General features: G+C 40.0%; 23 protein-coding genes, 1 tRNA gene and 1 pseudogene. 13 read left to right on the top strand and 12 right to left on the bottom strand.

Translation table 11 applies throughout. From position 1 onward, the window contains the following. Nucleotides 1-16: 16 nt before the first annotated feature. Entirely contained in the window at nucleotides 17-808 is a 792-nt protein-coding gene (locus tag FTV31_RS13435; protein WP_180015297.1) for a tellurium resistance protein, read from the bottom strand. Nucleotides 809-1,208: 400 nt separating this feature from the next. On the opposite strand from FTV31_RS13435, the gene FTV31_RS13430 reads away from it, so the two are divergent. Continuing rightward, the gene (locus FTV31_RS13430) at nucleotides 1,209-1,697 is read left to right on the top strand and encodes a TIGR00645 family protein (protein ID WP_005236522.1); all 489 of its coding nucleotides are present in this window, start codon (nucleotides 1,209-1,211) and stop codon (nucleotides 1,695-1,697) included. A gap of 63 nt (nucleotides 1,698-1,760) precedes the next feature. On the opposite strand, the gene rnk is transcribed toward FTV31_RS13430, so the two are convergent. The 3 genes from rnk to FTV31_RS13415 all read right to left on the bottom strand — a co-directional run bounded on the left by rnk (nucleotide 1,761) and on the right by FTV31_RS13415 (nucleotide 5,195). Next, nucleotides 1,761-2,165, bottom strand: coding sequence for a nucleoside diphosphate kinase regulator (gene rnk, locus FTV31_RS13425; RefSeq protein WP_034171243.1), 405 nt, complete (start codon nucleotides 2,163-2,165; stop codon nucleotides 1,761-1,763). Nucleotides 2,166-2,558: 393 nt separating this feature from the next. Then, nucleotides 2,559-3,812, bottom strand: coding sequence for a serine hydroxymethyltransferase (glyA, locus tag FTV31_RS13420; RefSeq protein WP_004784306.1), 1,254 nt, complete (start codon nucleotides 3,810-3,812; stop codon nucleotides 2,559-2,561). A 153-nt stretch (nucleotides 3,813-3,965) separates the two neighbouring features. Further along, nucleotides 3,966-5,195: an alpha/beta fold hydrolase gene (locus tag FTV31_RS13415; protein WP_180015295.1), complete on the bottom strand. Its 1,230-nt coding sequence runs from the start codon at nucleotides 5,193-5,195 to the stop codon at nucleotides 3,966-3,968. Between the two features lie 351 nt (nucleotides 5,196-5,546). On the opposite strand from FTV31_RS13415, the gene FTV31_RS13410 reads away from it, so the two are divergent. Next, nucleotides 5,547-6,245 carry an exonuclease domain-containing protein gene (locus FTV31_RS13410; protein WP_166135972.1) on the top strand — a complete coding sequence of 233 codons (699 nt, stop codon included), beginning with the start codon at nucleotides 5,547-5,549 and terminating at the stop codon, nucleotides 6,243-6,245. A gap of 276 nt (nucleotides 6,246-6,521) precedes the next feature. Here the strand turns inward: FTV31_RS13410 and FTV31_RS17585 are convergent, their stop codons facing one another. Then, nucleotides 6,522-6,650 (bottom strand): hypothetical protein, encoded by a 129-nt coding sequence (locus tag FTV31_RS17585; RefSeq protein WP_354667255.1) that lies wholly within the window; start codon nucleotides 6,648-6,650, stop codon nucleotides 6,522-6,524. Between FTV31_RS17585 and FTV31_RS13405 the strand changes: the two genes are divergently transcribed. Continuing rightward, nucleotides 6,594-6,890 (top strand): hypothetical protein, encoded by a 297-nt coding sequence (locus tag FTV31_RS13405; protein WP_354667256.1) that lies wholly within the window; start codon nucleotides 6,594-6,596, stop codon nucleotides 6,888-6,890. The genes FTV31_RS17585 and FTV31_RS13405 overlap by 57 nt on opposite strands. A 264-nt stretch (nucleotides 6,891-7,154) precedes the next feature. Here FTV31_RS13405 and FTV31_RS13400 read toward each other — a convergent pair whose 3' ends face one another. Further along, nucleotides 7,155-7,379 (bottom strand): hypothetical protein, encoded by a 225-nt coding sequence (locus tag FTV31_RS13400; RefSeq protein WP_159124508.1) that lies wholly within the window; start codon nucleotides 7,377-7,379, stop codon nucleotides 7,155-7,157. 621 nt (nucleotides 7,380-8,000) lie between these two features. Then, nucleotides 8,001-8,654, bottom strand: a complete 654-nt coding sequence (locus tag FTV31_RS13395) for a hypothetical protein (protein ID WP_180015293.1) — start codon at nucleotides 8,652-8,654, stop codon at nucleotides 8,001-8,003. Between the two features lie 205 nt (nucleotides 8,655-8,859). Between FTV31_RS13395 and FTV31_RS13390 the strand changes: the two genes are divergently transcribed. Then, complete coding sequence (locus FTV31_RS13390; RefSeq protein WP_180015291.1) at nucleotides 8,860-9,033, top strand: hypothetical protein; 174 nt, start codon at nucleotides 8,860-8,862, stop codon at nucleotides 9,031-9,033. 62 nt (nucleotides 9,034-9,095) lie between these two features. Here FTV31_RS13390 and FTV31_RS13385 read toward each other — a convergent pair. Further along, a tRNA-Arg gene (locus tag FTV31_RS13385) sits at nucleotides 9,096-9,171 on the bottom strand. A gap of 189 nt (nucleotides 9,172-9,360) precedes the next feature. Here FTV31_RS13385 and FTV31_RS13380 point away from each other — a divergent pair. From FTV31_RS13380 to FTV31_RS13350, 7 genes are all read left to right on the top strand, one after another. Then, nucleotides 9,361-10,296, top strand: coding sequence for an ABC transporter ATP-binding protein (locus FTV31_RS13380; RefSeq protein ID WP_180015289.1), 936 nt, complete (start codon nucleotides 9,361-9,363; stop codon nucleotides 10,294-10,296). Next, nucleotides 10,293-11,066, top strand: coding sequence for an ABC transporter permease (locus FTV31_RS13375; RefSeq protein ID WP_159124083.1), 774 nt, complete (start codon nucleotides 10,293-10,295; stop codon nucleotides 11,064-11,066). Before FTV31_RS13380 ends, FTV31_RS13375 begins: the two co-directional genes overlap by 4 nt. Then, the gene (queF, locus tag FTV31_RS13370) at nucleotides 11,066-11,881 is read left to right on the top strand and encodes an NADPH-dependent 7-cyano-7-deazaguanine reductase QueF (protein WP_180015288.1); all 816 of its coding nucleotides are present in this window, start codon (nucleotides 11,066-11,068) and stop codon (nucleotides 11,879-11,881) included. The genes FTV31_RS13375 and queF overlap by 1 nt, the downstream gene beginning before the upstream one ends. 19 nt (nucleotides 11,882-11,900) lie before the next feature. Next, nucleotides 11,901-12,554 (top strand): hypothetical protein, encoded by a 654-nt coding sequence (locus FTV31_RS13365; RefSeq protein WP_180015286.1) that lies wholly within the window; start codon nucleotides 11,901-11,903, stop codon nucleotides 12,552-12,554. Between the two features lie 289 nt (nucleotides 12,555-12,843). Beyond that, nucleotides 12,844-13,845: a lytic murein transglycosylase B gene (mltB, locus tag FTV31_RS13360; protein ID WP_180015284.1), complete on the top strand. Its 1,002-nt coding sequence runs from the start codon at nucleotides 12,844-12,846 to the stop codon at nucleotides 13,843-13,845. Between the two features lie 289 nt (nucleotides 13,846-14,134). Then, the gene (locus tag FTV31_RS13355; RefSeq protein ID WP_004784482.1) at nucleotides 14,135-14,749 is read left to right on the top strand and encodes a septal ring lytic transglycosylase RlpA family protein; all 615 of its coding nucleotides are present in this window, start codon (nucleotides 14,135-14,137) and stop codon (nucleotides 14,747-14,749) included. Between the two features lie 229 nt (nucleotides 14,750-14,978). Then, on the top strand, nucleotides 14,979-15,434 hold the full coding sequence (locus FTV31_RS13350; RefSeq protein WP_180015282.1) for a DUF962 domain-containing protein: 456 nt from the start codon (nucleotides 14,979-14,981) through the stop codon (nucleotides 15,432-15,434). 45 nt (nucleotides 15,435-15,479) lie between these two features. Here the strand turns inward: FTV31_RS13350 and FTV31_RS13345 are convergent. The 3 genes and pseudogenes from FTV31_RS13345 to rpsB all read right to left on the bottom strand — a co-directional run bounded on the left by FTV31_RS13345 (nucleotide 15,480) and on the right by rpsB (nucleotide 17,825). Continuing rightward, nucleotides 15,480-15,986, bottom strand: a pseudogene (locus FTV31_RS13345) (DUF3465 domain-containing protein). Between the two features lie 75 nt (nucleotides 15,987-16,061). Continuing rightward, on the bottom strand, nucleotides 16,062-16,937 hold the full coding sequence (tsf, locus tag FTV31_RS13340) for a translation elongation factor Ts (protein ID WP_004784491.1): 876 nt from the start codon (nucleotides 16,935-16,937) through the stop codon (nucleotides 16,062-16,064). A gap of 141 nt (nucleotides 16,938-17,078) precedes the next feature. Continuing rightward, the gene (rpsB, locus tag FTV31_RS13335) at nucleotides 17,079-17,825 is read right to left on the bottom strand and encodes a 30S ribosomal protein S2 (protein WP_004784492.1); all 747 of its coding nucleotides are present in this window, start codon (nucleotides 17,823-17,825) and stop codon (nucleotides 17,079-17,081) included. A 207-nt stretch (nucleotides 17,826-18,032) separates the two neighbouring features. On the opposite strand from rpsB, the gene map reads away from it, so the two are divergent. Further along, the gene (gene map / locus FTV31_RS13330) at nucleotides 18,033-18,860 is read left to right on the top strand and encodes a type I methionyl aminopeptidase (protein WP_004784494.1); all 828 of its coding nucleotides are present in this window, start codon (nucleotides 18,033-18,035) and stop codon (nucleotides 18,858-18,860) included. A gap of 253 nt (nucleotides 18,861-19,113) precedes the next feature. Next, nucleotides 19,114-20,349, top strand: a complete 1,236-nt coding sequence (locus FTV31_RS13325) for a pyridoxal phosphate-dependent aminotransferase (protein ID WP_005236666.1) — start codon at nucleotides 19,114-19,116, stop codon at nucleotides 20,347-20,349. A 42-nt stretch (nucleotides 20,350-20,391) separates the two neighbouring features. Here the strand turns inward: FTV31_RS13325 and FTV31_RS13320 are convergent, their stop codons facing one another. Continuing rightward, nucleotides 20,392-21,240, bottom strand: coding sequence for an MATE family efflux transporter (locus FTV31_RS13320; RefSeq protein WP_373686992.1), 849 nt, complete (start codon nucleotides 21,238-21,240; stop codon nucleotides 20,392-20,394). Nucleotides 21,241-21,437: the final 197 nt, after the last annotated feature.

Genomic DNA, 21,437 nt, shown 5'->3' with positions numbered 1-21,437 from the left:
GTTTCACCTTATATTGTTATGTATTCGAGGGTTTCTCGAGTGACTTTTTTAACGTTTTAATCAAATTGTCCCGGCTATTATCAAGTTTTTCCAGATCACTTGTCGAGTGTTTCGTCTGGCTTTGTTTAACATGATATTGCCAGGCCGGAATCAGCACCTGTTGCGCTTCTTTAAACCGATCCAGTAGGCTATAAGACAATTGCTGGGACAATTGCATCTGGGTAATGGCAATGTCATTACTGCTTTGCAAGGTTCTTAAGGTATGCACCTTTTTTGACAGCCGCTCAGAAAAATTATCCAGTGGATGCTGATTCCTTACAAACTGCGGATATTCAGATAAAAATTCTTCTGCTGCCACAATATGCTTGGCCATTTGCTCACGTAAACCGATCAGCTGCTGGAATCGCGATTGGGATTTCTGGATTTCAATTTGCAACTTGCGGCTAAGGTGATCTGCCTGATCCAGTAGACAGTCCAGTTTTTTATAGTATTCAACCTGACTTGAGCCATAGTCCAGATCAATACCCAGCCATTTCTGCAAGGCATTAAATTTACGTTTTTTCAGATATTTTTTTGATTGAGCCAGCATCTGAATCAGCTGTTCAATCGTCTGGCTCAGTTGTTGGGTCAGATGCGGATCTACCCCATTTAATAGTACTGCCTGCGCCTGAATAAGTGGGTCAGCATAATGATTCAGCTTGTATTGATCGTGGAGTAAAGGCACAAGTTCGTTGCGCTTGATACTTAGAATCTCGCTCTGCTCTACTGCAATGTCTTGGATTGGAATCAAAACATCTATCTGTGACATGGCCCTTTAAACTCAGTGAATTCGATTTTTATAGTAAGTCTTTTCATTCAACATAACATGTAGCATTTTGCAAAGGAATGCTTCAAGCCATAGAATTTTCTTTATATAAGTTGAAGATATTGTTGGAATTAGGTTTGGCCTACAGTCATTTCTTGTATGAATCATTTTGCTTCTAGCCTGCTGTTGCTCTCTATAACCTTTCCCATCAGCCTCAAATAGGCTAATAACCAACTAAATAAGGATAAGCACAATAAATGCCAAGTTAATTTATGGTCTTAATTAAGCTTTTTTAAACTTTAGAATACTCATAAGACATTATAAAACATAAATAATTCTCGAATTTTAAGCATGGATTATTTATGATCAAGATCAACAATAAAGTAGGTAACCTGAGAATAAAATGGAACGTTTTTTTCATAATACGATGTATGCCGCACGCTGGATCTTAGCACCTGTCTATTTTGGTTTATCATTCGCTTTATTATTACTGGCCTTAAAATTCTTTCAAGAAGTCATTCATGTCCTGCCGCATATCTTTGAATATACTGAAGCTGACCTGATCTTGGTAATTCTCTCCCTGGTTGATATGACCATGGTTGGTGGACTTATTGTGATGGTGATGTTTTCAGGTTATGAAAATTTTGTTTCACAACTCAAAATCGATGAAAATAAAACCCGCCTGAACTGGCTCGGCACTATGGATGCCAATTCGCTTAAACTAAAAGTTGCGGCTTCTATCGTAGCTATTTCTTCGATTCATTTACTACGTATTTTTATGGATGCTCGTAACGTCGAGAATGACAAAATCATGTGGTACATCATCATGCATCTGACTTTTGTGATTTCTGCATTTATTATGGGTTATCTGGATAAACTCACAAAGCATTAAAACATGGATATTAAAAAGCCCCGATTATAGGGGCCTTTTTATATTGGCGAATTAACTAAAAAATTATAGATAGTCACCTTCTCGTTCCGGCTGATACAGCACTTTTTCAATCGTGACTTTCATCAACTGACCATCAGGTTGTGGCCATTCAATGGTCTGTCCTTCTGCCAAGCCCAAGATTGCAGTTCCAATCGGTGCTACGACATTCACTTGCCCTTTTTCACCTTTAAACTCATGCGGGTAGACTAAGGTGATTTCTACAGGCTCCGTTGATGGTGCAATCGTCAGCAATGCACGCGCATGCATGGTCACCACATTGCTTGGCATGTCCTCTGGCTTGACCACTTCAGCACGAGCCAGTTCATCTTCCAGTTGAAGCATGGTCTCACTGAGCTTGTCTTGATTTTCAAGCATGGTTTCGAGACGCTCCACATCCTGTTCAGATAAAATAATTTTTGGTTTAGCCATTCTTACTACCTTGTTTAATGAATGATTGAATAGTCTTTAAAAAGCGAATGAATCTAGGTTCTAAGTGGTTAATCAGATTAAATTAAGTTCAAATATAAAAAATCTATTTTTAGCTGCTAAAAAAATTGTGTCTTAACTCAACTTATAAAGCTGTTTTTCAAAGAATGTAACCAGTTTTAGAAAAACTCAATACTCTTTTCGAAATCAGATTTATAGGATCTGTATTTCTCAACTTTGTTTTATAAAAGGATAAGTATTTTCTATATAGGATTGATTAAGCTTTGATCTTATCTTCCCTTTTAACTCATCGTAAAAGCTAGCAGCAGAAGATGAGTCAGAAAAAATATCACCCAATAAAAAAGCCCCCTTGAGGGGGCTTTTCTCAAGTTAGGCTTATTTTGCGTAAACAGGGAATTTAGCACAAACAGCAGCAACTTTTTCTTTAACAGCAGCGATCACAGCTTCATCGCCTTTAGCATCAAGGATATCAGCGATCCAACCAGCAAGTTCACGAACTTCTGATTCACCGAAACCACGAGTCGTTACAGCAGGTGTACCGATACGGATACCTGAAGTCACGAATGGAGAACGTGGATCATTTGGTACAGAGTTTTTGTTCACAGTGATGTGTGCAGCACCCAACCAAGCGTCAGCATCTTTACCAGTGATGTCTTGTTTGATCAGAGACAACAAGAACAGGTGGTTTTTAGTGCCGCCAGATACAACATCGTAACCGCGTTCGATTAGAACTTCAGCCATTGCTTGAGCATTCTTAACCACTTGTTGTTGGTATGCTTTGTATTCAGGTGCCATTGCTTCTTTGAAGCAGATTGCTTTAGCAGCAACCGCGTGAACCAGAGGACCACCTTGGTTACCTGGGAATACAGCTGATTGAAGTTTTTTCTCGATTTCTTCGTTCGCTTTTGCAAGGATCAGGCCTGAACGTGGACCACGAAGAGTTTTGTGAGTAGTCGTTGTTGTTACGTCAGCAATTTGAACTGGGCTTGGGTAAACGCCAGCAGCAACCAAACCAGCAACGTGAGCCATATCTACAAACAGGTAAGCGCCAACTTTATCCGCGATGTCACGGAAACGTTGCCAATCTACGATTTGGCTGTATGCAGAGAAACCAGCTACGATCATACGTGGTTTGTGTTCTACAGCTAGACGTTCAACTTCTTCATAATCGATCTCACCAGTTTCTGGATTCAGACCGTATTGAATTGCATTATAAGTTTTACCTGAGAAGCTTACTTTCGCACCGTGAGTCAAGTGACCACCGTGAGCCAGACTCATACCCAATACTGTATCACCAGGGTTAAGCAGCGCTAGGTAAACTGCAGAGTTTGCTTGAGAACCAGCATGTGGCTGAACGTTAGCATAATCAGCACCAAATAATTCTTTAGCACGGTCAATTGCCAATTGTTCAATGACATCTACATATTCACAACCGCCATAGTAGCGTTTGCCTGGGTAGCCTTCTGCATATTTGTTAGTGAGTTTTGATCCTTGAGCTTCCATTACTGCTGGTGAGCAATAGTTTTCAGAAGCGATCAACTCGATGTGCGCTTCTTGGCGAGCATCTTCGTTAGAGATTGCTTGAGCGATTTCTGGATCAAATTCAGCAATAGAGATATTGGCAAACATTAGCGAGGTCCTATTAAATTAGGGCTTTTAAGCCGTGCTAAGATTGGCGCGTATTGTAACATGAACTTTGCCAATTTCGACCATGAACTTTATTCAGTTTGCAATAAAAATAGCTCATGCTTAAAAAACATGAGCTATAGAGATAAAAATAAGTTATTGAATTGGCATTAGAGATTTTACATCCGAAATAATATTAGCAATATTCAGTGCATAGACGCTACCATGATCCCATGAACCGTCCGTAATATAGCGTACCGAGGTTTGTTTCTGATTCGCCAAGCTAACCAAAACATCTGTTGCAGCCTTTGGAACAGTAGGATCCGCCTCTCCCTGATAAATAATCACAGGTGTAGACACTTTAACCTGTAAAGGCTGAGAGTCTTTATCCAGGAAATTCTTCACGACTGGAATAGTCATGAAATTAGCTTGAGTACGCGGATATTCTTCCAGATTCCCATTGGTTTGGGCATAAGCTCCCATTGCCGTACCGAATTTGTTGCCTAATACATCATAACAATCTGTTTCGGCATTCTTGGCAATCTCGTCTGTTGGTGTTTTAAAGACCTGAATATATTGCAGATTTGGATTTGGATTACGCAATCCCGCGACAATCAGCGCGGTAAAAGTATCTAAAGAGGCTAGAGTTTGAATCTTTTTATTCAGATCTGGTTCTTGTCCAGCTTGAGCCTCACCACCTGCCAAAATCAGACTGAAATTAGAAGCAGGTGCTAAAGCTACCGTACCTTTATAAGTCATTTGAGAAGCACGTGCTGCATATTGGGCAGCGCCTAAAGCCGCTTGACCACCTTGAGAATGACCTACAGCCATCCATTGATTAGAGGCATCCGAACCTAAATAGTCTTTTGCTGCGACTACAGCATCGGTAATCGAATAAGCTTCACTCTTAAGATTAAGGAAAGGATGAAGTTCTTTTCCACCCGGCTCTCCTAAACCTTCATAATCAGGTGCAACGACCACATATCCCGCTTGAAGGAATCCGGCAATCATATTTTTGATATAAGAATTTATTTCATTGCGACTTGGTGCACACTGATCGGCCACACCCGTCGTACCATGTGCCCATGCCACTATCGGCCAACCTTTTGCAGGAGGCGTTCCTTTTGGAGTGAAAAGCAGTGCCGTCGCTTGGGTTTCCTTATTATTAATACCTAACATCTTATAGGTCATGACCACGCTCTCATCGGCAACAGCAGTCAGATCTGTTTTGGTATAGGCTACAGGTGTGGTTACGACTGGATTGTCAATATTATTTACGGGAATAGCGGGTTTAGATTCATAATAACGATCATCATCGCTATCATTACAGGCAGTTAAAGCTACGCTTAGCGCGAGTAGAGAACCAGTCAATACATGACGTTTCATCGATCTTATCCTTGTCTTAATTATTATCTCTCATAATTTTTATAGTTTTATCTTTATCCGTTGATAAAACTAGACCATAATTTCCCAAGTTATTTCATTAAATACAAGAGATTATTTTGTTATTTTTCTAATAAATAGCGATTTAATTTATGACCATTCCAACACGATAAATTTAAGTTTTGGAAATATTTACAGAAACTTTGAAAACTTTTATTTATAAGTGTAGATTACAAATATTCTATATCAGTCAAAAAGTCTGCAATTAAAGTTGAAATCCGGCATTTCAATTGTCAGGATCGAAACAATAATGTTAGATTTTGATATCCACTTTTTTTCAGGCATATTCTCGTCATGCAGGCTATCATTCTCGATACTGAAACCCATACCTTGAATGGTCAACCCATTGAAATTGCCTATGCGCCTGTAGAGATCATAGACCATAAAATCAGTCTGGATAAAAGTCGCTTGTTTGATCAGCTTTATTCATGCGACGAACCGATTTCCTTTGCCGCAATGGCCGTACATCATATTCTGCAGTCCGATTTGGAAGGACAACCGCATTACAGCAGCTTTGAACTCCCGCAAGAAACCACTTATATCATTGGCCATAATATTGATTATGATATTCGTGCCTTAGAAAAATGTGGCGTCGATTCATCGAATATTAAAGCAATTTGTACCCTTGCCCTCGCCCGCCGTGTTTGGCCAGAGGCTGAAGCACATAATATCTCTGCATTAATCTATATGATTACCAAAGGCAGCGAGCGCGCCCGAGAAATGATCCGTAAAGCCCATCGCGCCGATATGGATATCATTTTGACAGCAAATATCCTGATGCATATTGTGCATCACCTGAAAATCAGCAGTATTGAAGAACTCTATGAAGCATCTGAAGATGCGCGTATTCCACGTACCATCAATTTCGGTAAGCACCGTGGTACTGCGATTGCCGAACTTCCTGCTGACTATGTTCAGTGGCTCCTTCGTCAGGAGGACTTAGATCCTTATCTACGCAAAGCATTGGAAAATACCGCGATCCTTACGCTGTAAATTAAATTTTTTCGTCCCTCTCTAAATATTGAGAGGGATTTTTAACTAATAATATTTTTTTATTCAGCAAGTGAAATAAAGTATTTTATAGATGACTATCTTAGTCTTTAAAGCTCTTAACTAATCGATATTCAGAATAAAAACAGATACAAATCAATATTAATTTATTGATTTTTAATAATTTAATATTTAATCACTTCTTGCATCTAGCTGTTCTTATACTTTAGCGTGATAGAACACCCCCTCTAAACAGGTGCATATAGGAAATAATATAAATTAATCCTCTTTCTTCCCATGCAATATTATCTCGAATTCGATGCCTTTGATAATCCCATGCAGCTCAGTAAAGTGGGCAATTGGGTAATCACTTTTTTGAGTCCAGCTGAAGAATTGGACACTATACAACTTGCGATTACTTATGTACTGCCCCGCCAGATCAGTGACGCATTACAGCCACGACGGGTATTAATTCAAAAGAGTTCAATCGAACATCATTGGCTAATTCAAACAATTGAATGTTTTGACAGCGCGACCAATCAGGAAGTACATATTAGGCCTGCAGATGAACTCGGACAGCAAACACTTCATCAGATTCTGGACGAGTTTGACCGTTATGATGTAAATGTCACATTAAAAGTTTTCTGAAATAATGCTTTTCTCAGAGCGTATTTTTGAAGAAGTTCATTTAGATCATCTATGTAGATAGCTTGATGCTATATAACATAAAAAATTAAGAAACTGAGAAATGATAGGAATTTATCCAATCTCTTTGAATTAAATTTATCAGTTTTTATTCTGCATCAAACTATTTATAAAGAAGCTGAACTAAGATATCAAAATCAAGCTCATCATTGGATGAGCTATATCTTTTTTTAAGGGTCGCAAAGCAGCATAATGAATCCCGGATCCTTATTTAGGTTCTAAAACACGATAGATACAGTCGGTCTGCTCACTGGCAAATAACAGTTCAATCGTTGGCCGGATAATTTCATCATCCACGACAATATATTCGACTTGCTGTTCCAAACGCTGGGACGGATCACTATGCTGAGCGCCAGCACGTAGTAATGCTTTTACATTCAGAATTTTGCCATACTGGTTTTTGACTTGCACTTCAATTAAATCTTTTGTCATCGTCATACCTCCCTTTATTGGCATTATTAAATTTGCTTGTCTGAATTCTTATAACATAGTTATTTGAAAGGCTTTCAAACGAATATGTAAGATTTTTTAGCGAGCACCTTTTATTGACTATATATTGTCGCTAATGAAGAATGTGCCATACAAATAAAAGAGTCAAAATTATTAATAACTCACGCTGAAAATTTTGCATTAAAAAGCCCGCATCGCTGCGGGCTCTGTGTTGGATGGCTAGTGCTAGATTTATTGCCTGAACCTAAGTTCGAGCTCAACTAACTGTCATTGATCCGTCCAACTTATTGGTAGCGTCGTTTCGTTTTATGACCTACCATGAGTTCAATATAGCAGGATTTTTTTTACCTACAATACGCTTTTACACTTCTAAAAGAAGACTTATACAATATTTAAATTGTGCTTTTTCAAAAGCAGATTAAAATATTTTGGCTGGCCCAATAGAGCACTACAAACAATTCTATTCTTTTCTATCTCTACATCCTATCTATTTAAATTTCAATAAAAAATATTCTTTATTTATGTGAAAAATGAATAATTTCATCTAAATACAATTTCAAGTCTTAAGTAAAAGAGTTCGCTATTAAGGCGATTGATTAGCCACTAAAAGTAATAGCGGAAACCAAATTGATAAGTAACTCCATTTAAGTCCAGATCATCACTCTTACCAGAGACACATGCGCCATTCATACAAATCTTGGCGTCACGGTTAAACATCCATTGATAACCAAAAGATCCAAATAAATCTGCTTCAGGAGCAACTTTATAACCGACTTCCAATGCAACGGGAATTGTAAAATAATCCAATTCAAGATCGATTCGACCAAGATCTGCATCCGTTTCACTTTCATCTACCCAGCTCATTCCCAAGCCTATAGAAACTGCTGAATAAAGCTGATCATTTTCCAGAAATTTATTTTTTATCCCCACTGCAACTTGATTGTAATCAATATCTGAACTTTGAAATTTATATTCGGCCCATAAGCTGGCCGTTGGATGGGATTGATATTCACCATTAATAAACAGCCCATCGAATGATTCGGTACCCAAAAAACTGTCCGACCCTATTTTTGAACCGGCATAGCCAAAAGCCAAAGAGTACTGACTTATTAGGTTTTCTTGAGCATGATAAGGTGTAGTTGTAATTACTGCTTTATCTATTGGAACAGGATTACCATATTGAATAGCTAATGGTGTATTCGCTCCAGCAACTGAAGAAGCCCCAATCATTACCCCAATGAATAATAATTTTTTCATATCTATATCTCATTTTTATTGTGAACATAAGATACTAATTTTTTGATAGAAAAACTACTCAGCACATCTATTTATAGGAACAACAATTTATGAGATTAAACAAACTATAAATACAACAATGTAATTTACCTACTTTTATAGAATAAGAGGTCCAAGAGCATCTTCTACAGACATTATTACTTATATTTCCAAGAGGTAATTCCCGATGGCTAAACCAAATGAAGAACTGAATGAAGAGTTTCCAGAAGAAGAATTAGATCCGCAAGAGAAACAGGATCGAGAGATTCAACGTGGTCAATTAGGCGTGGATCAAGACCCTCAGGTGAAAAGAGATCAAATACGTCAAAAACATCAGGATGAAGAGGAAGAGAATCCATAATTTATTTTATAAATCTCGAATTGTTTTTTTAGTCTAATGAGGTAAGTGAACTAATAAAATAATGGTGCGGCCAGCGGGACTCGAACCCACGCCACAGGCTTCGGAGACCTGTACTCTATCCAGTTGAGCTATGGCCGCAGCTTTTTGGAATGCGCACATCATAACAAAAAAAAGCATAAGGTAAAGCAACTATCTATAACTTCGTTATTTTTATGCCTATCCTTTATACAGTGTGCCAAAACAGCAACAGAGAATTCCATGTGAATGACTTGGTTTATTTTGCAAGATCACTCACAATATCTCAACTTTTCACCATTTGAGATCTCTATGACTGATGCGCTGACATTAAGGGATTTGTCGAAGACCTATCGAAATGGTTTTCAGGCACTTAAAGGAATCAACTTAACTGTACCTGAAGGTGAATTCTATGCCCTGTTAGGACCTAATGGCGCGGGCAAGTCCACTACTATTGGTATTATCAGTTCATTAACAAGAAAAACCTCTGGAACCGTTGAGATTTTTGGTCACAATCTGGATACCCACCCTTCTGAAGCCAAACAATGTTTAGGCGTGGTACCCCAAGAATTTAACTTCGCCCAGTTTGAAAAAACCTTTGATATTCTGGTCACTCAAGCCGGTTATTACGGTATTCCTAAAAAAATTGCCCAGGCGCGTGCTGAAGAATATTTAAATAAACTGGGTCTTTGGGAAAAACGCTCTACTCAAGCTCGTATGCTTTCAGGTGGTATGAAACGTCGCCTGATGATCGCCCGTGCGATGATGCATGAACCAAAATTACTGATTCTGGATGAACCAACCGCCGGTGTGGATATCGAATTGCGTCGTTCCATGTGGGATTTTCTTAATGAAATGAACGGTAATGGTACTTCTATTATTTTAACGACTCACTATCTGGAAGAAGCAGAGATGTTGTGTCGTCGAATTGCGATTATCGATCGTGGTGTGATCAAAGAAGATACCACTATGAAGAACTTCCTGAATCAGCTTAATGAAGAATCCTTTATCTTCGATCTGGCTGCGCCTATTGAGCCATTAAATATTGAAATTATTGGTGTGAAATTTAATTTAGTTGATCCAATGACCTTAGAAGTGACACTGGATAAAGCTCATAGTATGAATGACCTATTCCAGTTACTGGAATCACAAAACATTCAGGTACGCAGTATGCGTAACAAGTCAAACCGCTTAGAAGAACTGTTTGTGAAAATGGTCGAGAAAAATCTGGATGGAGCTGCACAATGAATATAAACCAGCTCGGCGTCGCCTTATATACCATCGTTCATAAAGAAGTCCGTCGCTTTATGCGGATCTGGCCACAAACCCTGTTGCCACCTGCCATTACTATGAGTTTATATTTCGTGATCTTCGGTAATCTGGTCGGTTCACGTATTGGGGAAATGGGCGGCTATAGCTATATGGAGTTTATTGTCCCCGGTCTGATCATGATGGCGGTGATTACCAACAGTTATGCCAATGTCTCTTCCAGCTTCTTTAGCTCAAAATTTCAGAAAAGCATTGAAGAGCTGATCATGAGTCCGGTGCCTTTACATGCTATTTTATGGGGTTATGTATTGGGTGGGGTAATTCGTGGTCTATTTGTAGCGATTATTGTCAGTGCCATGAGCCTGTTTTTTGCAGACCTTTATATTACCAACTGGTTTGTGACTATATATACAGTACTCATTACCTCGCTATTATTCTCTCTAGGCGGTTTTATTAATGCTGTCTATGCTAAATCTTTTGATGATATCTCGATCATCCCGACTTTTGTACTTACACCACTGACCTATTTAGGCGGTGTATTTTATGCGATTTCAGCCTTAAGTCCGTTCTGGCAAAATCTCTCTTTAGTTAACCCGATCGTGTATATGGTCAATGCGTTCCGTTTCGGCATTTTAGGTCATAGTGATGTCAATGTTTCCGTTTCATTGGTCGTGATTACTTTCTGGTGTGCCGTGCTTTACGGTATTGCTTACTATTTATTGTCTCGTGGTTCAGGAATGCGTGAATAATGAGTGTAGAACATTCTCTCCTTGGTAAAGACACCAACTACCCAACAGAGTATCAACCCGATATTTTGTTCCCGATTTCTCGTGCGCCTGCCCGTGAAAAATATGCCCATGTTGAAGCTATTCAGCAAGGCAAAGACTGGTGGCATGTTTTTGAAATTTCATGGTTAAATTCTGTCGGCATACCTCAAGTGGCTATTGGTCGGATTACCCTGCCAGCATTTTCCCCAAATCTCATTGAATCAAAGTCTTTAAAGCTCTATTTCAATAGCCTGAACTTTGCCAAGTTTGATTCAAAAGAGGCCTTTATTGCAACTGTAGAAAAGGACCTCTCAAAAGCTGCCGGTGCTGAAATCACGTTGGATCTTTTCCATGTTGATGAACTAGAAATTTCCAAGCCTGAAGGTATCTGTATTGATGACCTGACTCCGGAACGCCTGGAAAATCATCCAGATGCTTCTTTATTGTCTTTAGATCAGTACAGCGATGAAAATATCGAAGTACAACTCTATTCACATTTATTAAGAAGTAACTGCCCAGTCACTGGACAACCGGACTGGGGTACAGTATTTATACGCTATCAGGGTAAAAAACCTTGTTATAAGAGTATTTTGGCTTATATTATTTCGTATCGTCAGCACAACGGTTTTCACGAACAATGTGTGGAACAGATGTTTGCCGATATCTGGCAAAATCTGAAACCGGAAAAGTTGATGGTATATGCGACCTATACACGCCGTGGTGGATTGGATATCAACCCTTGTCGTGTATCGGATTCCACATGGATGCCTCGCCCTATTCGTTTAGCGCGACAATAAAAAACATTGAGGTTTAAGAATGCCTTTTTTTGGTTTTATTCCTTCTGCAGAACTATTAAATACAATTCAGACTGCACAGAAAAATAAAAACTCGAGTGAACCGCTTTATCCACTGCGGGATAAAACTGCATTAATGATTAATGATGAAATTATTGATGCAATTCTCACGGAACTGGTACGCCGTTTTCCTGCAAGCGAAAAACGCGATACGGCAGAAAAACTGGCAGGCTATATCAAGTCTACTGTGGCAGTGTTACTGAAACAGTTACTGAGTAAAGCACCAAATGAAGTCGTCAAGGAGTCGATTGCTTTTTCTGAACGCAGCCTGTTTAAAGATCCGGAAGGAAATTTGCGTATTGGTGAATCACTGGATGCCAATCTGGTCACCAATCTAAAACACCATTATGCAGAATTAAAAGCTGGCCAAAGTGTCGATAAGCAGAGTCTCAGCAATCTGTACAAACAGTTTGGTGAAGCGACTGTACGTCATTTCATGGTCGACTTTAATAAAACCTTAGATTTAGGCATGATTAAACGCAAGGCTGCTGATATTGGTGCTTCAGCAGTAATCAAGGCGATTAATATTGCAGCAGATAAAATCATCCTGAATTTAAATAAGGATGAACTTCAGGCAATGGCAGAATATCACGACACCCTATTCTTTACTGAATAAAGCCGCATATTTATTCAAATAATGCAGATTAAGCCTGACTTCGGTCAGGCTTTTTTGTGGCTTAAGAAATAGCTTGTTACAATTATTGTGAACTAAAATACAAAATGCTGAAAAAACAACCAACCCTTTCCTGTTTTTAAGGGAGTTTATATGACTCCTATTCATCAGAATGTTATCTTTAATATTGCCTCTAATGCCAGAAAATTGAGAAAAGTGAATTGATCTTTTTCATGGCACGATTCAAATGACATAGCCACAAACCTATCAAAAAATTGGAAATCATACCAAGATGTTGAAATCGAATTTTTATAAAAAATTGAAGCAGCTTTCGATCCTTGTCAGTGCATTCGGACTCAGTAGTTTAAGCCTGGCCAACGATTTTCAATATCATCCCTCTTATGCCAGTTTCAAGCAGAATACCATGCAGGCCTATGGTCTAAGTGCCCAGCAAGTAGACAGTGCAATGACGGGAGCAAAAAATCTTCCAAATATTATCAATATCATGAATCGTCCAGGTGAAAGTAAGCCTTGGTATGCCTATAAGACCAATTTTCTGTCTGAAGGTACGATTCAACGTGGTGTACGTTTCAAGCAGCAATATGCTGCAACACTAAATCGCGCTGAGCAGCAGTTTGGTGTACCACAATCGATCATTTTGGGTATTTTGGGGGTAGAGACCGGTTTTGGCAGCAACAAGGGTTCATTTGTGACCCGTGATGCACTGGCAACTCTTGGCTTTGGTTATGAACGTCGTGCGCAATACTTCCAGGATGAACTGGCGGCATTGATCGCATGGTCATATAAAGATGGTGTGTCAGCATCCTCGATCGTGGGTTCTTATGCAGGTGCTGTGGGCTATCCGCAGTTTATGCCAAGTAATATTCCAAAGTATGGGGTCGACTATGATGGCAATGGCCATATCGATCTGCGCAATTCTGCGGTAGATGCGATTGGTTCAATTGCAAACTATCTGGCTCAAAATGGCTGGCAACGTGATCAGCCAATAGCTTTCCCTGCCCGTTATAGCGGTTCGAATCCTGATTCTGTCATCGCCAAGGATCTCACACAGCCAACGCCTTATGGAGTAATCAAAACCCAAGGGATCAGTCCGATGAATCCGATTGTTCGTATTGATGATCTTGATATGGTCAATGTTATTCAATTACAAGAAAATTACGGACCGATTTACTATATTACTTATCCGAATTTTCAAGTGATTACCACGTACAATCGTAGTCGTATGTATGCCACTGCATTGTGGCTTTTAGGTACAGAAATTACGAGCCGATAACAGTAAAATTTCCTACCAACCATTAAAGTCAAGATTTTTATTAAACAAAATGCCTATTTTTTAGGCATTTTTTACGCCTTGTTACAATATTGATTATTTTTTAATCAGTCATTGTTTATTTTGCGTACTTTTTTTAACTATTTTAATTAAACACTAGACAGCCAGTTGCCAGCATGAATATTATCCAATTCGTTAAATGTAGTTGCATAAGTTAAATATCAGGCATGTTTATAGGGTTATCAGCTACTTAGGCCCAATCTAATGAAACATGCTGTTAGGAGTTGATTCAATGCATTCTTCTTTTCTGAAGTATTTTATGGCCATCGCCGCGACCGTTACCCTAACGCAATCGCAAGCAGATATGGTTCAGTCATCATCATTCAATAATGATCATGACAATTCGCGTCTTGCAGCGCGTGTATTAAACAAAGAAGCTCAAAGCTTCAATTCAAATTTCACAAATTTGAACAGCCTTTCAATCACTGAGCGTTCTGGCGATAAAGTTCGTCGTCAAACCATTGCAGCAAAAATTGCAATTCCTGCAGAAGAGCCTTCAGTGATTGAGAAACTGAACAATGTTGCTTCAAACACAGTTCGTAAATTCAGTCAGACAGGTACAGCATCTTGGTATGGCCGTCAGTTCCATGGCCGTAAAACTGCCAGTGGTGAAACATTCGATATGAATGCAATGACTGCTGCACACCGTAGCCTGCCATTAAACTGCTTTATCCGCGTGACTAACAAAAACAATGGTAAGAGTGTTGTCGTGAAGGTGAATGACCGTGGTCCATTCCATGGCAACCGTGTTCTAGATTTATCTTACGGCGCTGCTAAACAGCTTGGTATTACCAATGCTGGTACTGCACATGTTAATATTGAGCGTGTAGATGGTCCAAACTCATAAGATTTGACCGCTCTACATTTAACTCAAAAGCCACAGTCATGTGGCTTTTTTATTTGGTGATGTAGAGCAAGAATTCGAACTACTTTTATCCTTAATACTGTCGATATTATTCCATTCAGATATAGGCCTCCTCTCCTTTACTCACCCACTATCGATTTCACTTTGACCATCCCCTCAAACTGTTTTATATTTTGAAAATAACAGTACGTTCATGGATGAGAGCGATAGAATGAAAACAATATCCGAATGGTTAAATGAATATAGTGAAAGTCATCAAAATAAAACCAACAAACTGATCCATTGGGTCTGCGTGCCTACCATCTATTTTTCCATTATTGGCATCATGGCGCACTTTAGCGCTTTACTAACTGCCCTGCTCCTGGTTCTGTCTTTTGTGTTTTATGCACGTTTAGATATCGTACTGGCTGTGGCAATGGCAGTACTAACGCTGATGATGGCCTGGTTCATCTGGATCTTGCCTGTAGGTATCGGCTTCTTTATGGCCCTGTTTGTTTTTGCCTGGATTGGGCAATTTTATGGACATAAAGTCGAAGGTAAAAAGCCTTCTTTCTTCAAAGACCTTCAATTCCTTCTCATTGGCCCGTTATGGTGCATGGATGCCTATTTAGGCAAAGTCCTACCTAAATGGAAATCTCGTCAATCTGAGGCAATACAGTGCGCTTAAAGCGTATGTAATATCATTACATTTATAAAACCAAGGAAAATTCCCTTATTGATAGGTTTTTCCTTGGTGTTTTAACCAACCACTGATGTGCTTATTGGATGGATCATGATGGGTCCAATGAATCACCCCGCCTTTTTCGCTATATTCATACTCACCAAAAAACACAACCTGATCCCCTTTTTGAATATTCTGGATGCGTGGTGCCAGATCAATATTGTGCGCAACCAATACAGTTTGACCAGTGGATAACTCCAGAATAAATTTCTGATGACGGGAACCTTCATTATCATCTTTTAATAATGCTATCACCTTACCGCTTGCTTGAACCTGAAGATCACTTTGTCTTTACTGGTAAGCTTGCTCTATACGCTGGGTATCATCAGAAAGCTTATGCGTACTTTTTTGAACATGAGTCTGCTGTTGAATCGCAACTTCTGCTGAGGGTACAAAAGTATTGGTCTGTTGTTTAGATTCTGATAAATCCAGACCTAAATAAGCAGCCACCAAAAGTGCAATGACAGCCCCGATCCCCATATGGGTTTTATTTGCCATAATTCCCCCTTGATCATTCTTTATTTAGTCATAAAAAAAGCCCCATTCGGGGCTTTTTTCTAATTCGTTACCGAATTATTTTGCAGCAGCCTGAGCAGCAGCAACTTCTTCAGCGAAAGAAAGCTCAGCTTTCTTCTCGATACCTTCACCCACTTCGAAACGAACGAAGTTAGCAACAGTAGTACCAGTCGCTTTAAGAACTTCAGCAACTTTCTTGTCGTTGTCGATTACGTATTGTTGACGCTCAAGAACAACTTCGTTCAGGTATTTCTCAACAGAACCTACAACCATTTTCTCAACGATGTTTGCTGGTTTGCCAGATTCAAGTGCTTTAGCTTCAGCGATTTCTTTTTCTTTCGCGATAAGGTCAGCAGGAACTTGTTCAGCGTTTACAGCAACCGGATTGAATGCAGCAATGTGCATTGCCAAGCCTTTACCAGTTTCAGCATCACCTGAGTAAGATACAACAACACCGATACGAAGACCGTGTTTGTAAACAGCAAGGTTTTCACCTTCAACAATTTTCGCACGACGTACTTGAATGTTTTCACCGATTTTTTGAACTAGCGCAATACGAGCTTCTTCTACAGTAGCGCCATCTTCAAGTTTAAGTTCAGCGATTTTAGCAGCGTCAGTTTCGTTTGCAGCAAGTGCAGCAGCAGCAACTTTCGCAGAGAAACCAGCAAAGTTTTCGTCTTTAGCAACGAAGTCAGTTTGGCAGTTTACTTCTAGAAGGATTGCTTTGTTGCCTTCTTGAGCAATTGTGATCGCGCCGTCAGCAGCAATGTTACCAGCTTTTTTAGCTGCTTTTGCTTGACCAGATTTACGAAGGTTGTCGATCGCTAATTCGATGTCACCACCAGCTTCTGTCAAAGCTTTTTTACATTCCATCATTGCTAGACCAGTACGATCACGCAGTTCTTTAACCATGCTTGCTGTAACTGCAGTCATGTTTATCTCCTAAATTCGGTAGAAAATGAATTCTTTTTAGAACAGAAACGGCCCAGAGGATTCTCATGGGCCGCCTGCATACATAACGCTTACTTTGCCACCATCACGTGTCGCAAAAATGACAAGCTAGCGTCTAACGCATTAAGCCTCAGAAGCAGGAGCTTCTTCTGCTTTAGCTTGTGCATTTGCTTGTGATTGAGCATATTCTTTACCAGCAAGAATCGCATCAGCCATAGCAGAAGCATAAAGTGTTACTGCACGGATCGCATCGTCGTTACCCGGAATAACGTAGTCTACGTTGTCTGGGTTAGAGTTAGTATCAACGATACCGATTACAGGAATACCAAGGTTTTTAGCTTCTTTAATTGCAATCGCTTCGTGATCAACGTCGATTACGAATAATGCGTCAGGTAAACCACCCATGTTTTTAACGCCGCCTAAAGCACGTTCAAGTTTTTCCATCTCACGGCTACGTTCTAAAGCTTCACGTTTAGTAAGTTTAGCGAAAGTACCGTCTTGAGATTGAGTTTGAAGGTCTTTTAAACGGTTGATAGATTGGCGAAGAGTTTTCCAGTTCGTCAACATACCACCTAACCAACGGTGATCTACGTATGGTTGACCAGCGCGTTGAGCTTGTTCACGGATGATTGCAGAAGCAGCACGTTTAGTACCAACGAACAAAACTTTGTTCTTTTTGCTAGCCAATTGGTTAGCGAAGTTCAAAGCATCATTTAACGCAGGAACAGTGTGCTCAAGGTTGATGATGTGAATTTTGTTACGCGCGCCAAAGATGTATTGACGCATTTTTGGGTTCCAGAAACGAGTTTGGTGACCAAAGTGCGCGCCAGCTTGTAGAAGGTCGCGCATGCTTACGTTGTAATCTGCCATTTTCTTTACCTTAAAGTTTGGGTTAGGCCTCCATATATCCGCATTCTCCACCCTTGCGGGCACCCAGAGTAATGTGACGATATATGTGCGGATTTTTAATACACCATTCAATCAGCCTCGCAAATATATTCACGAAAAAGCATTTGATAAAATGGGCGGCTATTTATACCATAGTCACATACAAATTTCCAAAAGTTTTTAGAGATCATGAACACTACTTATCAAGCTCCCCGTCGTTTAATCAAATCCGCTGAAGATATCGAAAAGATGCGTATCGCTGGACGACTGGCTGCAGAAGTGTTGGATATGATCAAACCGCATATCAAACCCGGCGTAACGACACTGGAATTGGATACGATTTGTCATGACTATATTGTAAATGTGCAGAATGCCATTCCTGCATGTTTAGGTTATGGTGCAGCGCCTGGCCGCCCTGCTTTCCAGCATACAATCTGTACATCTGTAAACCATGTGGTCTGTCACGGGATCCCATCTGAAAACAAGATCCTGAAAAAAGGCGATATTTTAAACATTGACGTCACTGTCATCAAAGATGGTTTCCATGGGGATACCAATATGATGTACATCGTGGGTGGTGAAACTTCAATCCTAGCAAACCGTCTGTGCAAAGTCGCTCAAGAAGCCATGTATCGTGGTATGGCTGTGGTGAAACCAGGTGCTACTATTGGTGACATTGGTCATGCGATTCAAAAATATGTTGAATCTGAACGCTTTAGCGTTGTCCGTGAATACTGTGGCCATGGCATCGGTACGACTTTCCATGATGAACCACAAGTTCTGCACTATGGTCAACCAGATACTGGTATGGTGCTTGAAGAAGGTATGACTTTTACGATTGAACCTATGGTGAATGCCGGTGTTTGGCAAACCAAACTATTGGGTGATAAATGGACTGTTGTCACTAAAGACCATAAATTATCGGCTCAATATGAGCACACTCTTTTAGTAACAAAAAATGGTATTGAAGTGCTGACTGCTCGTCCTGAAGAAGATTTGTCACGTTTTAGTGCATAACAACAACACTTCCTCATATAAATGGTCACTTTAAAGTGGCCATTTTTAGTTTATATTTCCCCTATTATTCTCATCCTCAAAGCATATTCTTAGTTCCTGTTTATCTAAACTACCTATCGATGTTCAAGATAAGGTTGCACTGATTCAGCATTTTTTTCGTATATTTTTCCAAATTCTTTTGCCCAATGTGCACCATTTTAGGCTAAGATAATGTGCTTTTTATTTTTTAATCCCTATAAGAAGGAATACTGCCGTGGACGTACGTCTCTCTGATCGTGTGAATGCCATCAAACCGTCCCCTACGCTTGCTGTGACAAATAAGGCTGCTGAACTGAAAGCTGCTGGTCACAACGTTATTGGTTTGGGCGCAGGTGAGCCAGATTTTGATACCCCTCAACACATCAAAGATGCAGCAATTGCAGCAATTAACAACGGTTTCACCAAATACACCGCTGTTGATGGTACGCCAGGTCTTAAAAAAGCAATTATTGCTAAATTAAAACGTGACAATAACCTTGACTATCAAGCAAACCAAATCCTGGTTTCTTGTGGTGGTAAACAGTCTTTCTTTAACTTGGCACTTGCTTTGTTAAACAAAGGTGATGAAGTGATCATCCCCGCTCCATTCTGGGTAAGCTATCCAGATATGGTGATCATTGCTGAAGGTACACCAGTAATCGTGAAATGTGGTGAAGAACAACGTTTTAAAATTACTCCTGAGCAATTAGAAGCTGCGATCACTGACAAAACTCGTCTAGTGGTATTAAACAGCCCTTCTAACCCGACTGGCATGATCTACACTAAAGCTGAATTAGAAGCTTTAGCTGCAGTACTGCGTAAATACCCAGAAGTATTCATCGCATCTGATGACATGTACGAACCAATCCGCTGGGAAGATGAATTCTACAACATCGCAACTGTTGCCCCAGACCTTTACGACCGCACTATCGTATTAAACGGTGTGTCTAAAGCATATGCAATGACAGGCTGGCGTATCGGCTATGCAGCGGGCCCTGCTAAACTGATCGGTGCGATGAAAAAAATCCAGTCTCAATCAACTTCTAACCCAACTTCTATTTCACAAGTTGCTGCAGAAGCTGCATTGAATGGTCCTCAAGACGTTCTTGTACCAATGGTTGAAGCATTTAAACGTCGTCATGACCTAGTTGTGAATGGCTTGAATGACATTAAAGGTATTTCTTGCCTGCCTGCTGACGGTGCATTCTATGCATACGCAAACATCAAACCATTGATCCGTGCGAAAGGTCTGAACTCTTGCACAGAATTCTCTGCTTGGTTACTGGAAGAAACTGGTGTTGCAGTCGTTCCTGGTGATGCATTCGGCCTAGGTGGTTTCATGCGTATCTCTTACGCAACTGCTGATGAAGTATTAGTTGATGCACTTGCACGTATCAAAAAAGCTGCTGATTCTATCGAAGGCGTTGATGAAGCGATTGCTTCTATCGAAGCTGAAAAAGCTGCAAAATAATCTAATTGATTAGATAAAAAACCCGCGATCATCGCGGGTTTTTTATGCAGTTTGTAGATGCTTACGGTATTTAAGTCCCAAACAAAGTAAACACATCAATGCGGCAAAGGTATAGGAAATAGCAAGCATCCACCAGAAACCACTTATTCCTGAAACATCCAGGTTGAAATTGAAGAGCGACACTGGATGATAAGCCAAATACCAACCTCCACCCAATCCACCTAATAGCAGTACTCCACTAAAAATAAACATGGGGAATACCACCACTTTCCAGCAGCGCAGCATATTGACGCTAATCGCCAGAATCGCATCAAAAATATGCATCCAGCACAATAAGAACATCAATGCCAGACTCACCGTAAGCACATCCGTATGATCACTAAATAGCGCCACAATCGGTTTTTGAAAAATTACGATCAAGATCGCCAAAACAATTGCGCTTGCAACCACCACACGTAACGCTTTAAAAGTTAAATCCCAGGCAGATTGCACTTGATTTGCACCAATCCTAGTAGAGACCAGAATGCTAAAAGCAGAGCTCATCGAAAATGGCACCATAAACAGCAGGCCAGCCAAACCCATCGCTACTTGATGCGCATTCACTATTATCTCCCCCAAAGGCAAGATCAATAATGCAATCGCACTAATTGTAAAGACATCAATAAATACGACAATTGCTGAGGGTAAGCCGATTCTTAAGATTTTTAGCAAAGTCTTAAAATGGAAGAATTGTCCGGACCAGTGCACACGCAACTGCTTTTCTAGAAATATCAGGTAATACACCACTAATAGTGCCCATTGAACAGTCAGATGAGCAATGAAAGCTCCCTTAACTCCATAGGCAGGTACATAACCCTGAATCCCAAAAATCAGGCAATAGGCCAAACTCACTTTGAATATCAGATAAAAAATATTGGCATAGAACACACGCTTCGCCTCACCACAGGCTTGCGTTAAAATACTTGGATTCTCAAATGAAGTGCAACAGAGATTAAATTATTGGAAGGAAGCAAGATGAGCTAGCATTTTGCTTCCGACCGACCAAAGTCAAAGTTGCATCATGAACTATACTCATCTTACTCAAGAAG

This window comes from Acinetobacter sp. YH16031 (assembly GCF_013417335.1).
Lineage (GTDB): Bacteria > Pseudomonadota > Gammaproteobacteria > Pseudomonadales > Moraxellaceae > Acinetobacter.
Note: the sequence above shows the minus strand (reverse complement) of the source record. Positions and strands in the feature narration are given on the sequence as shown.